Origin of the sequence: Aquimarina sp. MMG015 (assembly GCF_018100855.1) — a bacterium.
In the GTDB taxonomy this organism is placed as follows: Bacteria; Bacteroidota; Bacteroidia; order Flavobacteriales; family Flavobacteriaceae; genus Aquimarina; species Aquimarina latercula.
This window is the reverse complement of the sequence record NZ_JAGJEB010000002.1, coordinates 714,966-732,170: the sequence shown is the minus strand read 5'-3', so window position 1 is coordinate 732,170 and position 17,205 is coordinate 714,966. Positions and strand designations below refer to the sequence as shown.

18 protein-coding genes are annotated in these 17,205 nt (G+C 30.1%); 15 read left to right on the top strand and 3 right to left on the bottom strand.

The genetic code is table 11. The features are described 5' to 3' along the window. Window positions 1-118 precede the first annotated feature (118 nt). Window positions 119-706, bottom strand: coding sequence for a Maf-like protein (locus J8L88_RS06645; RefSeq protein ID WP_118386473.1), 588 nt, complete (start codon window positions 704-706; stop codon window positions 119-121). Window positions 707-709: 3 nt separating this feature from the next. Further along, window positions 710-1,594: a geranylgeranylglycerol-phosphate geranylgeranyltransferase gene (locus tag J8L88_RS06640; RefSeq protein ID WP_211060298.1), complete on the bottom strand. Its 885-nt coding sequence runs from the start codon at window positions 1,592-1,594 to the stop codon at window positions 710-712. Between the two features lie 200 nt (window positions 1,595-1,794). Between J8L88_RS06640 and J8L88_RS06635 the strand changes: the two genes are divergently transcribed. From J8L88_RS06635 to J8L88_RS06600, 8 genes are all read left to right on the top strand, one after another. After that, window positions 1,795-2,982 (top strand): S41 family peptidase, encoded by a 1,188-nt coding sequence (locus J8L88_RS06635; RefSeq protein WP_211060297.1) that lies wholly within the window; start codon window positions 1,795-1,797, stop codon window positions 2,980-2,982. Then, on the top strand, window positions 2,982-4,379 hold the full coding sequence (locus tag J8L88_RS06630; RefSeq protein ID WP_118386470.1) for a sensor histidine kinase KdpD: 1,398 nt from the start codon (window positions 2,982-2,984) through the stop codon (window positions 4,377-4,379). Before J8L88_RS06635 ends, J8L88_RS06630 begins: the two co-directional genes overlap by 1 nt. Window positions 4,380-4,381: 2 nt before the next feature. Continuing rightward, entirely contained in the window at window positions 4,382-5,062 is a 681-nt protein-coding gene (locus J8L88_RS06625) for a response regulator transcription factor (protein WP_118386469.1), read from the top strand. 39 nt (window positions 5,063-5,101) lie between these two features. Next, window positions 5,102-6,325 (top strand): serine hydrolase, encoded by a 1,224-nt coding sequence (locus J8L88_RS06620; RefSeq protein ID WP_211060296.1) that lies wholly within the window; start codon window positions 5,102-5,104, stop codon window positions 6,323-6,325. A 66-nt stretch (window positions 6,326-6,391) separates the two neighbouring features. Then, complete coding sequence (locus J8L88_RS06615; RefSeq protein ID WP_211060295.1) at window positions 6,392-7,180, top strand: CPBP family intramembrane glutamic endopeptidase; 789 nt, start codon at window positions 6,392-6,394, stop codon at window positions 7,178-7,180. Between the two features lie 59 nt (window positions 7,181-7,239). After that, on the top strand, window positions 7,240-7,689 hold the full coding sequence (locus tag J8L88_RS06610) for a hypothetical protein (RefSeq protein ID WP_211060294.1): 450 nt from the start codon (window positions 7,240-7,242) through the stop codon (window positions 7,687-7,689). Between the two features lie 51 nt (window positions 7,690-7,740). Beyond that, entirely contained in the window at window positions 7,741-8,160 is a 420-nt protein-coding gene (locus J8L88_RS06605; RefSeq protein ID WP_027391107.1) for a hypothetical protein, read from the top strand. Between the two features lie 14 nt (window positions 8,161-8,174). Then, on the top strand, window positions 8,175-9,755 hold the full coding sequence (locus J8L88_RS06600) for a S41 family peptidase (RefSeq protein ID WP_211060293.1): 1,581 nt from the start codon (window positions 8,175-8,177) through the stop codon (window positions 9,753-9,755). A 32-nt stretch (window positions 9,756-9,787) separates the two neighbouring features. Here the strand turns inward: J8L88_RS06600 and rlmH are convergent, their stop codons facing one another. Further along, entirely contained in the window at window positions 9,788-10,261 is a 474-nt protein-coding gene (gene rlmH, locus J8L88_RS06595; RefSeq protein WP_027391109.1) for a 23S rRNA (pseudouridine(1915)-N(3))-methyltransferase RlmH, read from the bottom strand. 84 nt (window positions 10,262-10,345) lie between these two features. On the opposite strand from rlmH, the gene nadC reads away from it, so the two are divergent. The 7 genes from nadC (at window position 10,346) to priA (ending at window position 17,201) form a co-directional block, all read left to right on the top strand. Continuing rightward, complete coding sequence (gene nadC / locus J8L88_RS06590; protein WP_118386463.1) at window positions 10,346-11,203, top strand: carboxylating nicotinate-nucleotide diphosphorylase; 858 nt, start codon at window positions 10,346-10,348, stop codon at window positions 11,201-11,203. Between the two features lie 3 nt (window positions 11,204-11,206). Further along, complete coding sequence (locus tag J8L88_RS06585) at window positions 11,207-12,124, top strand: YihY/virulence factor BrkB family protein (RefSeq protein WP_118386462.1); 918 nt, start codon at window positions 11,207-11,209, stop codon at window positions 12,122-12,124. A gap of 36 nt (window positions 12,125-12,160) precedes the next feature. Next, window positions 12,161-12,724 (top strand): chalcone isomerase family protein, encoded by a 564-nt coding sequence (locus tag J8L88_RS06580; protein WP_027391112.1) that lies wholly within the window; start codon window positions 12,161-12,163, stop codon window positions 12,722-12,724. Window positions 12,725-12,869: 145 nt separating this feature from the next. Further along, window positions 12,870-13,433 (top strand): chalcone isomerase family protein, encoded by a 564-nt coding sequence (locus J8L88_RS06575; protein ID WP_027391113.1) that lies wholly within the window; start codon window positions 12,870-12,872, stop codon window positions 13,431-13,433. Between the two features lie 110 nt (window positions 13,434-13,543). Next, window positions 13,544-13,972 (top strand): DUF2147 domain-containing protein, encoded by a 429-nt coding sequence (locus tag J8L88_RS06570; RefSeq protein ID WP_118386461.1) that lies wholly within the window; start codon window positions 13,544-13,546, stop codon window positions 13,970-13,972. 106 nt (window positions 13,973-14,078) lie between these two features. Beyond that, window positions 14,079-14,645, top strand: coding sequence for a chalcone isomerase family protein (locus J8L88_RS06565; RefSeq protein WP_118386460.1), 567 nt, complete (start codon window positions 14,079-14,081; stop codon window positions 14,643-14,645). Between the two features lie 102 nt (window positions 14,646-14,747). Continuing rightward, complete coding sequence (priA, locus tag J8L88_RS06560) at window positions 14,748-17,201, top strand: primosomal protein N' (protein ID WP_211060292.1); 2,454 nt, start codon at window positions 14,748-14,750, stop codon at window positions 17,199-17,201. Window positions 17,202-17,205 lie beyond the last annotated feature (4 nt).

The following is a 17,205-nucleotide window of genomic DNA, read 5'->3' as shown; positions in this document are numbered from 1 at the left end:
ATATAATTTTTAAGCAATGTAATTATCTAGAATACTTTTTTGGACAAATTTTATTTCAAAACAACATTGATGTGCCCTTATTATTCTTTCATATTAGTAAAACTAAATTACGATAATGCTATGATCTGGCAAGTTCTATTAACGTTTCATAAACAAGTTGTATGGGTAATCCCATTACATTGAAATAGCTACCTTCTATATTTGTAATTCCGATATGTCCAATCCATTCTTGTATTCCATAAGCACCCGCTTTATCTAATGGAGAAAAAGTATCTACATAGTATGTTATTTCTTCACTACTTAGTTCTTTAAAAGTTACTTTGGTAGTTTGATTAATAACTTTGGTAGCTGTTGGTGTTTTAAAACATACTGAGGTAATTACTTCATGAGTTTTTCCTGATAAGGAAGCGATCATGTTTTTAGCATCTGCTAGGTTTTTAGGTTTTCCTAATGCGATATTCTGATGCCAGACAATCGTATCACTAGTTATTAGAATATCATTTTTTCTTAATTCTGTAAATTCTGCAGCTTTTAGTTTCGCTAAATAATCAGAGATTTCTTCCGCTTTAAGGTGATCAGGATATATTTCATTTACTTGTTTTAACTGAATTGTAAAATCCAGGTCTAAATCCTTAAAAAACTGTTGTCTTCTGGGAGACCCTGATGCCAGAATTAAGTTATAATCTTTTAATACTTTTTTAAGCATTTCTTATTTTAGAATAAATTGATAAAGTAATAGAGATAACGAAGCTAAGAATAGTATAATTTTTAATAGAAGACTTAAAATTTTAAAATCTTTATTACTTTCTGCTCCCCAACTTTTAAACATAAAATATAATAGTGGAGCAACGAGTAACCCTAGAACTATGATAACAGCAGTAGAATTATTGAATAAATATGTATATACATAATAAATGATCATACCTATTGGTAATATGGTCAAGCCTCCAATCAATTTTGCCGTACGATCTTTTCCTAAACTAATTGGTATTGTTGGTAAACCTGCATTGTGATCTCTATCAACATGCATACAGTCTTTTACAATTTCTCTAATAGTAACAATTATAAAAGCAAAAATGGAATAGTCTACAACAATTAAAAAAATAACCTTTTGTGAAGCTCTATTTTGCTCATTAATAGCAGGAAGCAAGTCAAAAATAGTCACAGCTATCAATCCCAAAGCCATAAGAATACCAATAATGATATTTTTTAAAACTAATATTTCTTTTAGATAGGTCGTGTAAATATAAAATATACCTGATACCACTATAAACAAAGCAGCTAATTTGGGTATTCCGATGATATTAGATAAATAAAAACCAATACCAACTCCAATAACATTAAATACTATAAAAAGACGGTTTAAGACTTTTTCAGATACAATCGTCTCTGATTGTTCTTTATCCTGAATATATAACATAACATTTGCTGCGGCCACTAAAGAAATAGTGGAAATAATTAAAAGCGAAATTCCGAATGTATTTAGTGTTACGTCTATATCAAACGGTTCAAAAAGGCCATATTTAATAAATAATTGTGCTAAGGCTATAAGAATGAGATTATCAAATTTAATCAGCTTTAAATATGCTTGCATATGGGATTGGTTTGATTTGTTCGCAAATGTAGTAATTAATCTTTTTTGAGGAAGTATTAACTTAACTTCTTCATGTCCTTATTTTATAGGGTTGTAGGTCTTTATTAACGTTAATGGTCGGTTAACGATGCTTAATTCCTCGTTTTGATAGATGGTATCTTATAAATTTGATCTCATCAACAATCAAAAAACGAATAGTAATGTTTAGAATCATCATCATTTTATTAGTAACCTATAGTTCTATTGCGCAGACTAAGTATCAAAAAGACTTTGATTATTACTGGAATACAGTTGATAAATATTTTGCATATTTTGATACTCAGCAAATCGATTGGAACGAAGTAAGAAGGATTTATCAACCTTCTGTGGACACGATTCAAAATGGGGATGATTTTATTCGTTTATTGGAAATGACTAATAATGAGTTGTTTAATGGTCATATAGGTCTTAATACTAATTTGAATTCTTCTAGCAGAATGCTACCTACAGGTACAGATATTTGGGTTACCTACAAAAATAATAAATACACTATAGCAGCCATTAGAAAAGGTTTTCCTGCAGAAAAAGCAGGATTAGCAATAGGAATGGAGGTGACTGGGTATAATGGAATTACAATTTCAGAAGCTGTAAAAAAGTTTTTACCTAAAAGTGTTACTGTACATACTAATAAAATGTATGAATATGCAGCAAATCTTTTATTGGCCGGAACACATAATACTAAAAGAAGTATGAATGTTAATGGCTCATTAACATTCAATATAGAAAATGTAAAAAATAAGAATGCCACAGAATTGGTGGTTTCTAAAGTGATACGAGATAATATTGGTTATATCAAAATCAATAACTCCTTAGGAAATAACAATACTATAAAAGCTTTTGATGAAGTAATGAAGAACCTTCATAATACCAAAGGTATTGTTTTAGATCTTAGAGATACTCCTAGTGGAGGTAACACAACGGTTGCTAGAGCTATTATGGGATCTTTTATAAGTAAAGAAGCGCCTTATCAACAACACAATTTTATTTATGAAAAAAGATTATTTGATGTAGAAAGAAAAACAATCGAGCTGGTTTCTCCTAGAGGAAAAACGTACAAGAACCCTTTGGTAATTCTTTGTGGTCGATGGACCGGAAGTATGGGAGAAGGCATAACAATTGGATTTGACGGATTAAATAGAGCAGAAGTAGTTGGTACGGAGATGGGAGATTTATTAGGAGCTATTTATCAATATACACTACCAGAAACTAATATTGGGTTTCAATTTCCGGTAGAAAAGTTATTTCATATAAATGGGATTCCTAGAGAAGATTTTAAACCAAAACATTATATCTTAGATTCTCAAGATCAATTGCAAAAAGCTATTGATATCATCAATACATCTTTATAATGAAGAAAAAGATAAACATACTGATCACAACATCCGCCATGGCATTAATTGCATTATGTGCAATACAAGCATATTTGATACATAATACCTATCAATTAAAAAAAGATGTCTTTATCAAAGAAACTAAAAAAGCCATTAGTAATATAGATAATACTGTAGAGATGGATTCTTTGGCAGAAGCATGGTATGTTTACTTAAGTGAAAACCTAATAGAATATAAGAAGAATAATATCCAAAAGAAAGAAGCATTGAACAGGTTTAGACCTATAACAGATTCTCTAAATCATTTATTTGTAGATTATTATAAAAAGGAAATTGCAAATAGAAATTTAGAGTACGATTTGCAATATAAAAAGGATATCAAAAGTATTGTAATTTTTGATGGAGAAGAGATGGATTCTATTTTTTCGGCATCAAGTGGAGAAAATGTTTATTCTTTTGGAGAAAAGTTTCCTAAAGAAGATGAAGTAGTGATGAGTAAAGCCCGTTGGTTTACTGATATGGACTATGAAAATGAAATTAATAATGATATGATAAATGTTTCATTAGATATAGAAGTGAGAACAGTTGATTATATCAATATTATAGGGTGGAAGAAGATTGTATTTAAGCAGATGGCAACATTATTTATTTTCTCTATTCTTTTATTCCTTTTTGTAGTAAGCCTAATGTTTTATTCTATTAGAAACCTAATTCGTCAGAAAAAACTAGCGGATATAAAAACGGATTTCATTAATAATATCACTCACGAACTTAAGACTCCTATGGCTACTCTAGGTATTGCTACTAAGAGTTTAAAGAAAACTGAAATACAGAATTCTCCAGAGGCATTTTTTAATACGTTGGACATTTTAGATCGTCAAAATAGTAGGTTACAGAAGTTAGTAGATCAAGTGGTAACGAATAGTTTAGGATCCGAAGAAATAATACTTAACAAAGAAGAAATATTAGCAGATACTTATTTTAAGAATGTTTTAAAGGATTTTGAATTATCTGTTCAGGATATGGATGTTACCGTAAGTTCTAAGATCGAGTTTAGAGAAGTATATTTTAGTATTGATAAGTTTATGTTTACCACTGCATTACTTAATATTCTGGATAATGCAGTGAAATATGGTAAAGAAAAAGTGGATATAGTGTTTAGAACCTATCTTAAAGATGATGTGTATGAGATCTCAATCCATGATAATGGAATTGGAATTTCTGAAAAAGAGCAACGTAAAATTTTTGAAAAGTTTTATCGTGTTACAAAGGGAGATATTCATGATGTAAAAGGGTTAGGGCTAGGGCTTTTTTTTACTAATCAAATTGTAAAAGCGCATCAAGGTAATATCAAATTAGAAAGCAAGCAAGATTTAGGGACAACGTTCACAATAACAATACCGACAAAAATATAATTATGAAGCATATATTATTAGCAGAAGATGATTTTGATTTCGGAAGTATTTTAAAACAATATTTAGAGCTTCATGGATACAGTGTAGTTTGGGCCCAGGATGGGAAAGAGGCCTTACAAGTGTTCTCCGAAAAACAGTTTCATATATGTGTATTTGACGTAATGATGCCAAAAATGGATGGTTTTACATTGGCAGAAAAAGTAATAGAAATTAATCCAGAAGTTCCATTTGTTTTTCTAACAGCTAAAAAAATGAAGGAAGATAAAATACGTGGTTTAAAACTGGGAGCTGATGATTATATAGTTAAACCTTTTGAAGCTGATATTTTAGTTTTAAGACTTCAAAATATTTTAAAAAGATCTCAGAGAATTGAAACTATTCGCGAAGAAGTTATAACAATTGGTAATTATAAGTTTGAGGCAACTAATCACTGTCTAACACTACACGGAGAACGACAGAAACTTACAGAAAAAGAAACAGTTTTGATTCAATATTTATATGATCATAAAAACACCATGATCAAAAGAGAAAATTTATTAAAAGACGTTTGGGGTAATGATGACTTCTTTTCAGGTAGAAGTATGGATGTGTTTATTAGTAGGTTACGAAAATATTTTAAACAGGATAATAAAATAAAAATAGAGAGTGTAAGGGGAGTAGGGCTCACCTTTAATTTGGAATAATTAAAGCCCATCAATCATCAATCAAAAAAACGAATAATTATGAGAACAATAAGTATCTTTCTGTGTCTAATAGTGTCATACTGTATTAGTGCGCAAACATCAGTAAATGAGTTGGATAGAAAAATAGATTCTATATATAAGACTAGTAAAATAGCTGGTTTTGGAGTTTCTATTATGACACCTGATCAAATATTATATCAAAATGGATTTGGTTATGCTGATATAGAAATTAATAAAAAATATACTGTAAATACAGTGCAAAATATTGGTTCTGTTTCCAAGACTTTTATCGGAATTGCTTTAATGAAGGCTATAGAACAAGGGAAGTTAAGTGTAGATACTTCCATTAACGATATTTTGCCATTTAAGATTCATCATCCCAAGTACCCAGAAATTTCAATTACTGTTGAGCATTTGGCTACGCATACATCTTCTATATTAGATACCGACGCTTATGAAAAGAGTTATGTTATAGAAAATGCAGTAGCACTCAATAAAGAAAGTTATACTAAAAAAGAACGTAAAGAATTGGAGTTAATGAGCTCTAATAAGACATATAGTCTAGAGAGTTTTCTTAAAAATCATTTAACTCCAGAAGGAGAATGGTATGAAAAAAGTAATTTTTTAAAACATCAACCGGGAGATAGGTATGAGTATTCCAATATTGCATCTGCATTATTAGCGTATATAATAGAAATAGCCACTGATATGTCATTTCCGGAGTATACGCAAAAACATATTTTGGATCCATTAGGTATGAATAATTCTGGTTGGTCGGATGAATCTATTTACCAAGGACATCGCGCTTCTACCTATACAGAATCGGGAAATATTATCCCTAAATATAAATTAATTACATATCCTGATGGAGGATTTAAAAGTAGTATCAAAGAATTATCTATGTATCTACAAGGTCTTATGAGAGGATATTACGGAGAAGATAATATACTTAAAGCTGCAGCATTTCAGAAAATGATGTCTGCTAAATTAACTAAAGAGCAGTACAATACTAAAAAGGAATTAAACGATAACTACGGATATTTTTGGGAAGTTTCTCCTTCTGGAAAAATGGGACATAATGGCTCGGATCCAGGGATATTAACCTTGATGTATTTTAATAAAAAAGAAAAAGTAGGAGCTATTTTTTTTATGAATACTTCTTTAGAAGAAAGCAAGGAGATTATACGTTCCGTACAACAAATTTGGAATACAGTAAAAGAATTCAAAAAAGATTATATCAATACGTTAAGCATTGGTGAGTGACCAATAGCGTATAAGTAATACTGTCAATATTCATAACTACTGTGTAACATAAAAAGAATACATAAAATGTTCAAATCAAAATTTTGGAACCAACTTATAATCTTTGTAATTGCTATAATAACTATTTTAATAGCTAGGGAGTATTTTTCTAACCTACTGATTGAAAAAGGAATTAAATCATATCAGACACATACGTTTTTAAATATTGGATCAAATCTGCTTTTAATTCTAGTTTCGATAGTATTAATACAAAATAATGGAATTTCTGAAATCGCAGGAATAAAACGAACAAAACTAAAAAGATGGTATCTATTACTTTTTCCTCTTGTCTATTTAGTATTACTTAATGGATTATCGATAGATGAAATGGATAGAGAACCGCTAATTTCTAATATTCTTGTGTTTGCAATATATTCTTTGTCCATTGGTTTTGCAGAAGAATTAAGTCTTAGAGGTTTTTTACAGTCTTATTTAATCAAACACTTAGGTACTACAAAAAGGAATATAGTTTTATCCGTATTAATTTCTTCTTTATTTTTTGGATTACTGCATTTAATAAATTTTGACAATGGATTTTATGGAGAATTATCTCAAGTTATGTACGCAACATTTATCGGAGTGATGTTTGGAGTGCTATTAGTTATTACCAAAAGAATTTATCCTTTAATTATTATCCATGCTATTATTGATTTTGTTGGAGACTTTGATACAATTGGACTTAATATTAACAACACGACGAGTGAAAGCAGTTCATTAGAAAGTGCTACTCTTATAGCTTTGTTGGTATCACCTTGTTTATTATATGGAGTTTCACTTATAAGAAAATATCCACTACAAGATAATATAGAAGAATGAAAAATTAAGCATAACATATTAGAGTAAAAAAATCAATCATTAATCAAAAAACAAATATTATGAAAACACTAATTTTAATTATTGCTAGTTTTGTATTGGGTTTATTAACTACCAATGCGCAAACGACAGAAACGAGTTCATCAAAATCTTCTTCAGAATTTTCATTTACATATGACTCCGATGCAGAAAACAAAAAGTTCTATAGATCTTTTATTACGCTGGATATGGATGATAATTATAGAATAAAAATAAAATTTATGAAGTATATGGAGTCTAATGTAAAATCATATTTAATTGATCAGTTTGGAAAAGAAAATATGACCGAAAAAAATGATTCTTATGTATGGAGTAAAGGTTTAGAAGAAGAGGAGGTTTATCAAGTAAAGCTAAAAGGAAATAGGCTAAGAATAAATGTTAAAAAAGAACTGGCATCCGATAAGTTACTTAAAAGATTTACTCAGATAGGTAAAGAACTAAAAAAACTAACTTCAGAATCAGCTGGTAGTTAGAGAAATAAGTAGAAACATCAATTAATAATCATTAATCAAAAAACAAGTAGTATGAAAACAATCATTTTTATGTTGTGTGTAGCGCTGGCTATACCAACTTTAAACGCGCAGACAAGTTCTAATTCTAAAATTTCAGTTAATTATTCTAGTGATGACACTAGTGATAATGGGTATAAAATAAATATCTCTATTTCCAACACTGATGATGCTTACAGCTTAAAAGCAAGTTTTCCTTCACATAAAACAGAGAAAGTAAAAAAGTTTCTGAATGAACATTTAGAAGTAAAAATGTCTAAAAATTACAGTTCTTATATGTGGAATTATAACAATAAAGGAAGTGAAGGATATAGGGTAAAACTTAGAAAAGGTAAATTATCTGTTTTTTTGGATAAAGAAGCAATATCAATTGACCTGGTAGAAGATTTAATAGATGCATTTAGCGATCTAAGAGATTTAATTAAAGATAAATAAAAGAGAACATCTTAATGAAGAAAGTAATTATATGGATGATGTTTTTTATATACATCATTTCAATCAATGCTCAACAGGATCAAAAGAAGTTTCTTACCGCAAAACAAATATCAGATTTGTATGATATGATGATTTCTGAAATCGAATATGTTGATGCAGAATCGATAGAGGTAAGAAATAAAACAAAACAGGTTAATTGGGATCAATACAAGGCCTATCATAAAAAACAGTTTGGGAAAGCCGATGGTTATAAAAGTTTAAGAAAGAAATTTCTTGATTTCGGGAAAGGATTTACTAGTGGGCATTCTTATTTTAAGTTTAGCTATCCAATAGAAAAGCAAAAAAAGGATAAGTTAGAGAGTTCCATTAAAATTGGATTTACATATCCAGAAATGGTGTTTTTTGATATAGAGTCTAAAAAAACAATCTCAAAAATTAATGATGTATCTCTCAAAGATGTTTTTGAACATTTTGTAAACTATGAAACCAGAGCAAATGGAATAGGAACTTGTCAGTCTAGTTTTAAATATAGATTTGAGCGCGGTGTGTTAAAAGTAAAAGGTGATCTTCCAAAGCAAATAACTTTTGAAGATGGCAGTCAAAAAGAAGTGACTTATACTATTGATAAGGATGCAGAATCCTCTTATGATCGTTATATGAAGAGGATTGATCTTAATGAATATCAAGATTGGCAATTAATAGAAAAAGGTTACAAAACAGCTTTACTTATTAGAGATAGTATAGCTTTAGTCAAAATTAAAAACTTTGCTTATAAGAATGGTGATAATGATTTAAGATGCACAACTGCCGTAGGTGATTCTACAGTATGTAGTGATATTGTAAAAATCAGAAATGGGTTAAAATCAGTTGAAAACGATATAAATTACGTGATTTTTGATGTCCAGAGTAATCCTGGTGGAAATGAAAATTCATCATTTCTTGCAGAGTTTTGTCCATCTGAATTTAAAGATTTAAGAGTACAGTATAAAAAAACAGCGATTCTAGAAGACAATGATCTTAGAACAGAATTATCATATGGTTTTCCGGGAGCAAATGGATGGTTTGAAGAAATTTCGGAAAATGGGATTTATGAAAAAACTAAAAATGGAAGTTTTTTACCACCAAGAGGAGACTTCTGTCGAGGTGGAAATAAGTGCGAGCTGGAATATATTGAACCTAATGAAACCGCTAAGCGGAAAGTAAAAAAAATAATAGTTTTAGTTAATGAAAGAACTGCAAGCTCTGCAGATGATTTTGTGTATAGAATGAAAGAATATAGTAATGCTACTATTGTGGGGCAACCACAATCCGCAGACCTAACATTTGCTCTGATTGGGATTGTTTTTTATGTAGACAACCAAGGTAATATAAAGAAAATGTACACAGGTAATAATCAAAGAAATTATGATGTTCCAGGAACAGAACTCTTTCAGTTTTCCATACCCTATTCTAGAACAGTGAATAAAAACGGAGAAATGCTTCAAGGAAATCCACTTAAACCTGATTTGTTAGTTAAAATAACTAAAGGTAATTTTGAAAATCGAGAACGTATAGTGTTAAATAAAGCTATAGAAGAGTTCGTTACCAAAGATTAGAATTAAGTAATTTCAAAAACATAAAATGAGTCTTATCGATGATGATAAGGCTCATTTTTTAGAATAGTAAATCCTCTATATAACTGTTCTATAAAAAATAAGCGAATCATCTGATGCGAAAACGTCATTTTAGATAATGAAAGTTTACCATTGGCTCTATTATATACTTCCGGACTAAAACCATATGGACCACCAATGACAAAAATCAATTGTTTAATACCACTATTCATATGTTTCTGTAAAAGTTGAGAAAAACCTACAGAGTCATATTGCTTTCCATTTTCATCTAATAGGATTAAAACATCAGAAGTAACCGTCTTGCTTAAGATGAGTTTTCCTTCTTTATCCTTTTGTTGTCCTTCACTAAGGTTTTTAGAGTTTTTTATATCAGGTATAATTTCAAAAGTAAATTTAATATAAAACCCTAATCTTTTTGTGTATTCAGAGATAAGATCTTGTAGTTGTTTATGATCTGTTTTACCAATTGCAATTAATTTAATAGTCATAGATATAGTTTCTTTATTGACTTTGTACTTCCAACTTCGTACTTCCAACTTCTTTTCCTACTTTAGCAAAAATAACCATTCAATATGATTACAAAAGCTCAATTTGATACAGAAATTGAATTAATAATAGCCAATGCCATACGAGAGGATGTAGGTGATGGAGATCATAGCTCCTTAGCATGTATTCCGGATACAGCAACTGGTAAAGCTAAATTGTTAGTAAAGGATGAAGGAATATTAGCAGGTGTCGATTTTGCTAAGAAAGTATTTAATTATGTCGACCCTAAAATGGAAGTTGAGGTAAAAATAGAAGATGGATCCGAAGTTGAGTATGGAGATATAGCCTTTTATGTTTCAGGAAGTTCTCAGTCTATCCTTAAGGCAGAACGATTGGTTCTTAATGCTATGCAAAGAATGAGTGCTATAGCTACTAAAACACATCAGTTTGTACAGTTATTAGAAGGAACAGGAACCAAAATTCTGGATACTAGAAAAACAACACCAGGAATTAGAGCTTTAGAAAAATGGGCTGTAAAAATAGGTGGAGGAGAAAATCATAGATTTGCGCTGTATGATATGATTATGCTTAAAGATAATCATATCGATTTTGCTGGTGGAATTACAAAAGCAATAGAGAAGACAAAAAAATATTTAGCTGATACAAATAGGGATCTTAAAATAATTGTAGAAGCTCGAAATCTCGATGAGATTAAAGAGATTCTTAAAACCCCAGGAGTTTATAGAATTTTGATCGATAACTTTAATTATGATGATACCAGAAAAGCTGTAGAGCTTATTGGAGATACTTGCCTTACCGAATCTAGTGGTGGGATAAATGAAAAAACAGTTCGTAAATATGCTGAATGTGGCGTAAATTATATTAGTAGTGGAGCTTTAACCCATTCTGTTTATAATCTTGATTTGAGTTTGAAAGCGGTATAATATATGTCAAAAGCAGTTGAAGATAAACTAAATAAAATTCCGATTATTAATATTCTAGTTAAGATCGGTAAAAAAGTTATTCTTCCCGGTTTCGAAGGTCTTTCTGTGTATGATTTGGTAGAGATTTATGCTATTGGAATTGTAAAAGGAACGTTTTCTGCTAGAGCGAGTGCCATTTCATGGAGCTTTTTTCTATCTCTTTTTCCTTTTTTACTTTTTCTTTTAAATCTAATACCAATTATCCAAATAGATGGTTTCCAAGAAAATTTCTTCGAATTTATAACTTCTGCATTACCTAATCAGTCTAAATTATTCTTTGAAGAGATATACACTGATATTTCTGCTAATCCTAGAACAGGTTTGTTATCTACAGTTTTTATATTGTCATTGTTCTTAATGACTAATGGGATAAATGCTGTATTTTCTGGGTTTGAATATTCGTATCACGTAACATTGAATAGAAATTTTGTAAAGCAGTATATAGTGGCTCTAGGGGTATCTTTGATCGTGGCATCATTGTTGCTTATTACCGTAATAGTAACACTATATTTTAGTTATTTGTTAGAAGATCTTAAGGAGATGGGAGTAATGGATAATACGGTTTTCTGGCTGCAATTTGGTAAATATGGATTGTTTGTCTTGATGATTTTTCTTGTAGTAGCGACGTTGTTTTATTTTGGAACAACAGAAGGAAAAATGAATAGATTCTTTTCTCCTGGAGCATTTATGACTACAGTATTGATCGTGGTAACAACCTATTTATTTGGAGTATATATAGATAATTTTTCTAACTATAATAAATTATACGGTTCAATAGGTGCTATGCTGATTCTAATGGTATATATATGGCTTAATGCTAATTTACTTCTGTTAGGTTTTGAATTAAATGCTTCACTTATTAAATTGAAGAAGAATTTTTAATATTTTAGCAACATACAAACATTTAATTTAACAAAAATGAAAAAACTAAGCTTATTATTTATTCTTTTAGCAATTGTAGGAACTAGTCAAGCTCAGGTTCAAGTTGGGGATGCTACGTTACCAAATACGGTAACTTTTAGCGGAGAAGATTTGACGATTAATGGAGCAGGTATGAGAGAGAAGTTCTTTTTTGATATCTATGCTGGAGGATTGTATCTAAAGAAAAAAAGTACAAGTGCTAGTGCGATTGCTGCTGCAGATGAAACAATGGCAATAAAATTGCATATATTATCTGGTATGATGTCTAGAAGCAAAATGGAATCTGCGCTTAGAGATGGTTTTAAAAAATCTACAAAAGGTAATACGACTTCTTTAGACAAAAGAATAAACACTTTTGTTGGATTTATTAAAGATGAAATAGAAGAGGGACAAATCTATGATATTGTATATGAGAAAGGTAAAGGAAGTGTAATTTATAAAGATGGAGTAGAGAAAGGGTATGTAGAAGGATTAGACTTTAAAAAAGCCTTATTTAACATATGGATTGGAAATAATCCTGCAGATAAAGGTTTAAAAAATGAAATGTTAGGTGCTTTTTAGGATAAAAAGTGTTATTTTAGCGTTGAAATACACAATTTAACGTTTTTTTTCTGTTTTTACTATGCGCGCATAATAAATTTTATTACTTTTGTGTAATAAGGAAAAATTTTAATACTAATACACCCCAGATAAAACTTTAACAAAGATGAAAAAAATTACTTTACTAATCGTAGCACTTATTTCTTTAACAACTGCTACGGCACAAATCAGAGTAGGTAAAGCTGTATTGCCTTACGAAGAAAACTTTGGTGAAACAGATCTTAAGTTAAATGGAGCTGGGATGCGAGAAATGTTATGGATTGACTTATACGCAGGCGGACTTTATTTACAGAAAAAGAGTAAAGACCCAAGAGCTATCTTAGATGCAAATGAAACAATGGCTATAAAATTAAATATAGTATCTGGTTTTGTAACTCAGAAGAAAATGATTAAAGCGGTTCAAGACGGTTTTAAGAAAGCAACTTTTGGTAATACAAAAGCGTTAGATGAAAGAATCAATAAGTTTATTAAATTTTTTAATGAGCCTATTGTTAAAAATGATATTTTTGATATCGTATATATAAAAGATAAAGGAGTACAGGCTTTTAAGAATGGAAAAGAGCTTGGGGTGATAGAAGGAAGAGACTTTAAATATGCTTTATTCAAGATATGGTTAGGTGATGAACCGGCTAGTGAAGGAATTAAGAATGGAATGTTAGGACTTCAGTAGTCTACTATTTTATAAAATTATTAAAAAGCTATCTGAATTTCAGATAGCTTTTTTTGTTTTAGCATCATATTCTCTATATTGAACACTTAAGTTTAAAACAGTTAATTACAATGAATATCTCTAAAGTTCTTATTATAACATTATTACTTCTAACCGGCTTAGTGAATGCTCAAAATGAAATAGTTGGTAAATGGAAGACTATCGACGATAATACAGGTGAACCAAGGTCGATAGTAGAAATTTATAAAAAAGGAAATAAATTGTTTGGAAGAATCGATCGAATTTTAAAAGAATCGGATCGTAAGCAATTATGTAAAGAGTGTGAAGGAGATGACTATAATCAGCCAATAGAAGGAATGGTTATTATCAAAGATTTACAAAAGGATGGTGATGAATATGAAGATGGTACTATAATGGATCCAGAAAATGGAAAAGTATATAGATGTAAAATCTGGATTGAAGAAAATGATCCTAATACGCTGAATGTTAGAGGGTATATTGCTTTCTTATTTAGAACTCAAAAATGGGTTAAAGCATAACCATTTTTAAATCTAAAATTTTATTTAAAGAAAATTTTAACATTTTTTATTGTTAGTTTTTAGAAAAATACAGAACTAAGTCTTTGTAATAATTAAAAACTAAATCATGAAAAAAATAATTACCCTATCTATCTTATTAGTCGTTACGACTATTACTACTGCTCAAATAAGAGTAGGAGATGCAGTAATACCTTATAAAGTAAATTTTGAAGGAGAAGAGCTTACACTAAATGGAGCTGGTGTTAGAAAAGTATTAGGAGTAGAAACATATTCTGGAGGATTGTATACGGTTAATAAGTATACGGATGATAGAAAAGTTTTGGATGCAGATGAAAGTATGTCTATTAGATTAGTTATCAATTCTAAAAAAGTAACTAATAAGAGAATGAAGAAAGTATTTAAAAAAGGCTTTGATGACGCTATGTTTGGTAATACACAGAGCTTAGATGCTAGAATTGATCAGTTTTTAGAATTGTTTGGAAGTACAACTCAGATTAATGATTTCTTTGATTTAGTTTATATCAAAGGAAAAGGAATAAGAACTTTTAAGAATGGAGAAGAAGTTGGATATATAGAGGGAAGGGATTTTAAATATGCTTTATTTAAAATATGGTTAGGAGATGAACCAGCTTGCAAACTTATAAAAGGAGGAATGCTTGGACAAAATGGATAAATAAGATTTACCCCAAAATAAGCAAAAGGCTGATCAATTGATCAGCCTTTTGTTGTATATAATAAGGGTAAAAATGTATTTTTGTTTGAATCAAAAGTATCGATGACGTATTTTATAGATGTAATCCTACCTATTCCTCTTAATAAGGAGTTTACTTATAGTGTTAACGAAAATGAAGCACATTTTTTAAAGCCAGGAATGAGAGTTGCTGTGCAATTTGGTAAGAGTAAAGTCTATGCTGCTTTAGTTACCAATATACATCAAAAGGCTCCAGAAGTATATGAGGCAAAGGAAATTGAACATATTTTAGATGAAGCTCCAATTGTAACAATAAATCAGCTAGAGCTTTGGTCATGGATCTCTCAGTATTATATGTGTTCAAAAGGAGAGGTGATGAGAGCAGCTCTACCGAGTGCTTTTTTATTAGAAAGTGAAACAATTATTCTTAGAAACGATAACAGTTCGATTGACGAAAGCGGATTGAAGGATGATGAATTCTTGTTGTATGAAGCTTTACAGCATCAAAGTTTACTTCGAATACAAGAAGTAATGGATATAATTGGGAAAAAAAACGTTCTACCTTTAATTAAAAGATTATTAGAAAAAGAGGTTATTAACGTACAGGAAGAGATTTATGAGCAATATAAGCCTAAGCTTGTAAGATATGTTAGACTAGTATCCGAATATACAAAAGAGGAAGGTTTACAATCTTTATTGGATTCATTAACTCGTGCTCCAAAACAACGGGATGTATTAATGCATCTATTTATGTTACAAGCTAAAAGTGATAAACCTATTAAAGTAAGTGAACTTGTAAAAGTATCTGGAAGTAACACATCAGTTATTAAGTCGTTAATTAATAAAGAGATATTAGAAGAATATCATAAGCAAACAGATAGGGTTCAATATGAATCGGATGCAGTAGCTGTTACTAAAGAATTAAATACATATCAAGAACAAGCATTAACGGATATTAAAGAACATTTTTTAGAAAAAGATGTTTGCTTGTTTCATGGGGTTACATCTTCTGGAAAAACAGAAGTTTATGTGAAATTGATAGAAGAGCAGTTGCAAAAGGGAAAACAAGTTCTGTATTTATTACCCGAAATAGCATTAACGACCCAATTAATAAGTAGATTGCAAGAATACTTCGGAGAAAAATTAACGGTATACCATTCAAAATATTCTGTTAATGAAAGGGTAGAAGCTTGGAACAATGTAAAAGATTCAAAACCTAAAGCTCAAATTGTTATAGGAGCGCGATCTTCAATCTTCTTGCCATTTACTAATCTAGGTTTGATAATAATAGATGAAGAACACGAGAGTTCTTTTAAACAGTATGATCCAGCACCGAGATATCATGCAAGAGATACCGCAGTAGTGTTGTCTAATATGTTTAAAGCTAAAGTAGTTCTAGGCTCTGCAACTCCAGCTTTAGAATCGTATTATAATGCGGAACAAGGTAAATATGGTTTAGTGGAGTTGACAAGACGTTATGGGAATGTTTTAATGCCAGATATTAACCTTGTAGATTTAAAAACAAAATATAAGAGAAAAGAAATGACGGGGCATTTTAGTGACACTTTGTTACTTGCTATTCAAGATGCACTTAAAGAAAAAGAACAAGTCATTTTATTTCAAAATAGAAGAGGATATTCTCCTGTGGTAGAATGTAATACCTGTGGTCATTCTCCGCAATGCCCTAATTGTGATGTAAGTTTAACATACCATAATTATAGAAATCAATTGCGATGTCATTATTGTGGATATCATATAGCAATGTTACAAAAATGCCTTGCGTGTGATAGTCATGAATTAACAACAAAAGGTTTTGGTACAGAGCAGATTGAAAATGAGCTTAAAGAGTTGTTTCCAGAAAATAGTATTGGCAGAATGGATCAAGATACAACGAGAGGTAAACATGGGTATGAGAAGATTATAAATAAGTTTGAAGATGGAGAGATTGATATTTTGGTGGGGACACAAATGCTTACTAAAGGATTAGATTTTAGGAATGTAACATTGGTAGGTATTATGAATGCAGATAATCTCCTTAATTTCCCTGATTTTAGAGCTCATGAAAGAAGTTTTCAATTAATGCAGCAAGTTGCAGGGAGAGCGGGGAGAACAAGTAAGAGAGGAAAAGTATTAATTCAAACTTATAATCCATTTCATCAAATCCTTCAGCAGGTATCTATTAATGATTATTCAGGGATGTATAAAGATCAGATAGAAGAACGCTATCAATATAAATACCCGCCTTTCTACAGAATTATTAAGATTACTGGGCGGCATAAAGATTATAATAAAGTAAACGAGGCTACTTTGTGGTTAGCGAAATCTCTTGCCATGACTTTTAAAGAAAATGTTTTAGGACCAGAATTTCCTCCAATCTCTAGAATCCGAAATCAATACAATAAGAATATTTTAATAAAAATACCTCACGGACAATCTTTAAAAAAGACGAAAGATTTTATAAATAAGGTACAGAATTCTTTTAAGAGTATAAAAGAGTTTTCTGGTGTTAGGATTATAATTAATGTAGATAATTATTAATTAT

Excerpts from the sequence above, each read along its gene's own strand:
- J8L88_RS06645 (WP_118386473.1), bottom strand. The coding sequence starts at position 706 with ATGCTTAAAAAAGTATTAAAAGATTATAACTTAATTCTGGCATCAGGG.
- J8L88_RS06640 (WP_211060298.1), bottom strand. The coding sequence starts at position 1,594 with ATGCAAGCATATTTAAAGCTGATTAAATTTGATAATCTCATTCTTATA.
- J8L88_RS06635 (WP_211060297.1), top strand. The coding sequence starts at position 1,795 with ATGTTTAGAATCATCATCATTTTATTAGTAACCTATAGTTCTATTGCG.
- J8L88_RS06630 (WP_118386470.1), top strand. The coding sequence starts at position 2,982 with ATGAAGAAAAAGATAAACATACTGATCACAACATCCGCCATGGCATTA.
- J8L88_RS06625 (WP_118386469.1), top strand. The coding sequence starts at position 4,382 with ATGAAGCATATATTATTAGCAGAAGATGATTTTGATTTCGGAAGTATT.
- J8L88_RS06620 (WP_211060296.1), top strand. The coding sequence starts at position 5,102 with ATGAGAACAATAAGTATCTTTCTGTGTCTAATAGTGTCATACTGTATT.
- J8L88_RS06615 (WP_211060295.1), top strand. The coding sequence starts at position 6,392 with ATGTTCAAATCAAAATTTTGGAACCAACTTATAATCTTTGTAATTGCT.
- J8L88_RS06610 (WP_211060294.1), top strand. The coding sequence starts at position 7,240 with ATGAAAACACTAATTTTAATTATTGCTAGTTTTGTATTGGGTTTATTA.
- J8L88_RS06605 (WP_027391107.1), top strand. The coding sequence starts at position 7,741 with ATGAAAACAATCATTTTTATGTTGTGTGTAGCGCTGGCTATACCAACT.
- J8L88_RS06600 (WP_211060293.1), top strand. The coding sequence starts at position 8,175 with ATGAAGAAAGTAATTATATGGATGATGTTTTTTATATACATCATTTCA.
- rlmH (WP_027391109.1), bottom strand. The coding sequence starts at position 10,261 with ATGACTATTAAATTAATTGCAATTGGTAAAACAGATCATAAACAACTA.
- nadC (WP_118386463.1), top strand. The coding sequence starts at position 10,346 with ATGATTACAAAAGCTCAATTTGATACAGAAATTGAATTAATAATAGCC.
- J8L88_RS06585 (WP_118386462.1), top strand. The coding sequence starts at position 11,207 with ATGTCAAAAGCAGTTGAAGATAAACTAAATAAAATTCCGATTATTAAT.
- J8L88_RS06580 (WP_027391112.1), top strand. The coding sequence starts at position 12,161 with ATGAAAAAACTAAGCTTATTATTTATTCTTTTAGCAATTGTAGGAACT.
- J8L88_RS06575 (WP_027391113.1), top strand. The coding sequence starts at position 12,870 with ATGAAAAAAATTACTTTACTAATCGTAGCACTTATTTCTTTAACAACT.
- J8L88_RS06570 (WP_118386461.1), top strand. The coding sequence starts at position 13,544 with ATGAATATCTCTAAAGTTCTTATTATAACATTATTACTTCTAACCGGC.
- J8L88_RS06565 (WP_118386460.1), top strand. The coding sequence starts at position 14,079 with ATGAAAAAAATAATTACCCTATCTATCTTATTAGTCGTTACGACTATT.
- priA (WP_211060292.1), top strand. The coding sequence starts at position 14,748 with ATGACGTATTTTATAGATGTAATCCTACCTATTCCTCTTAATAAGGAG.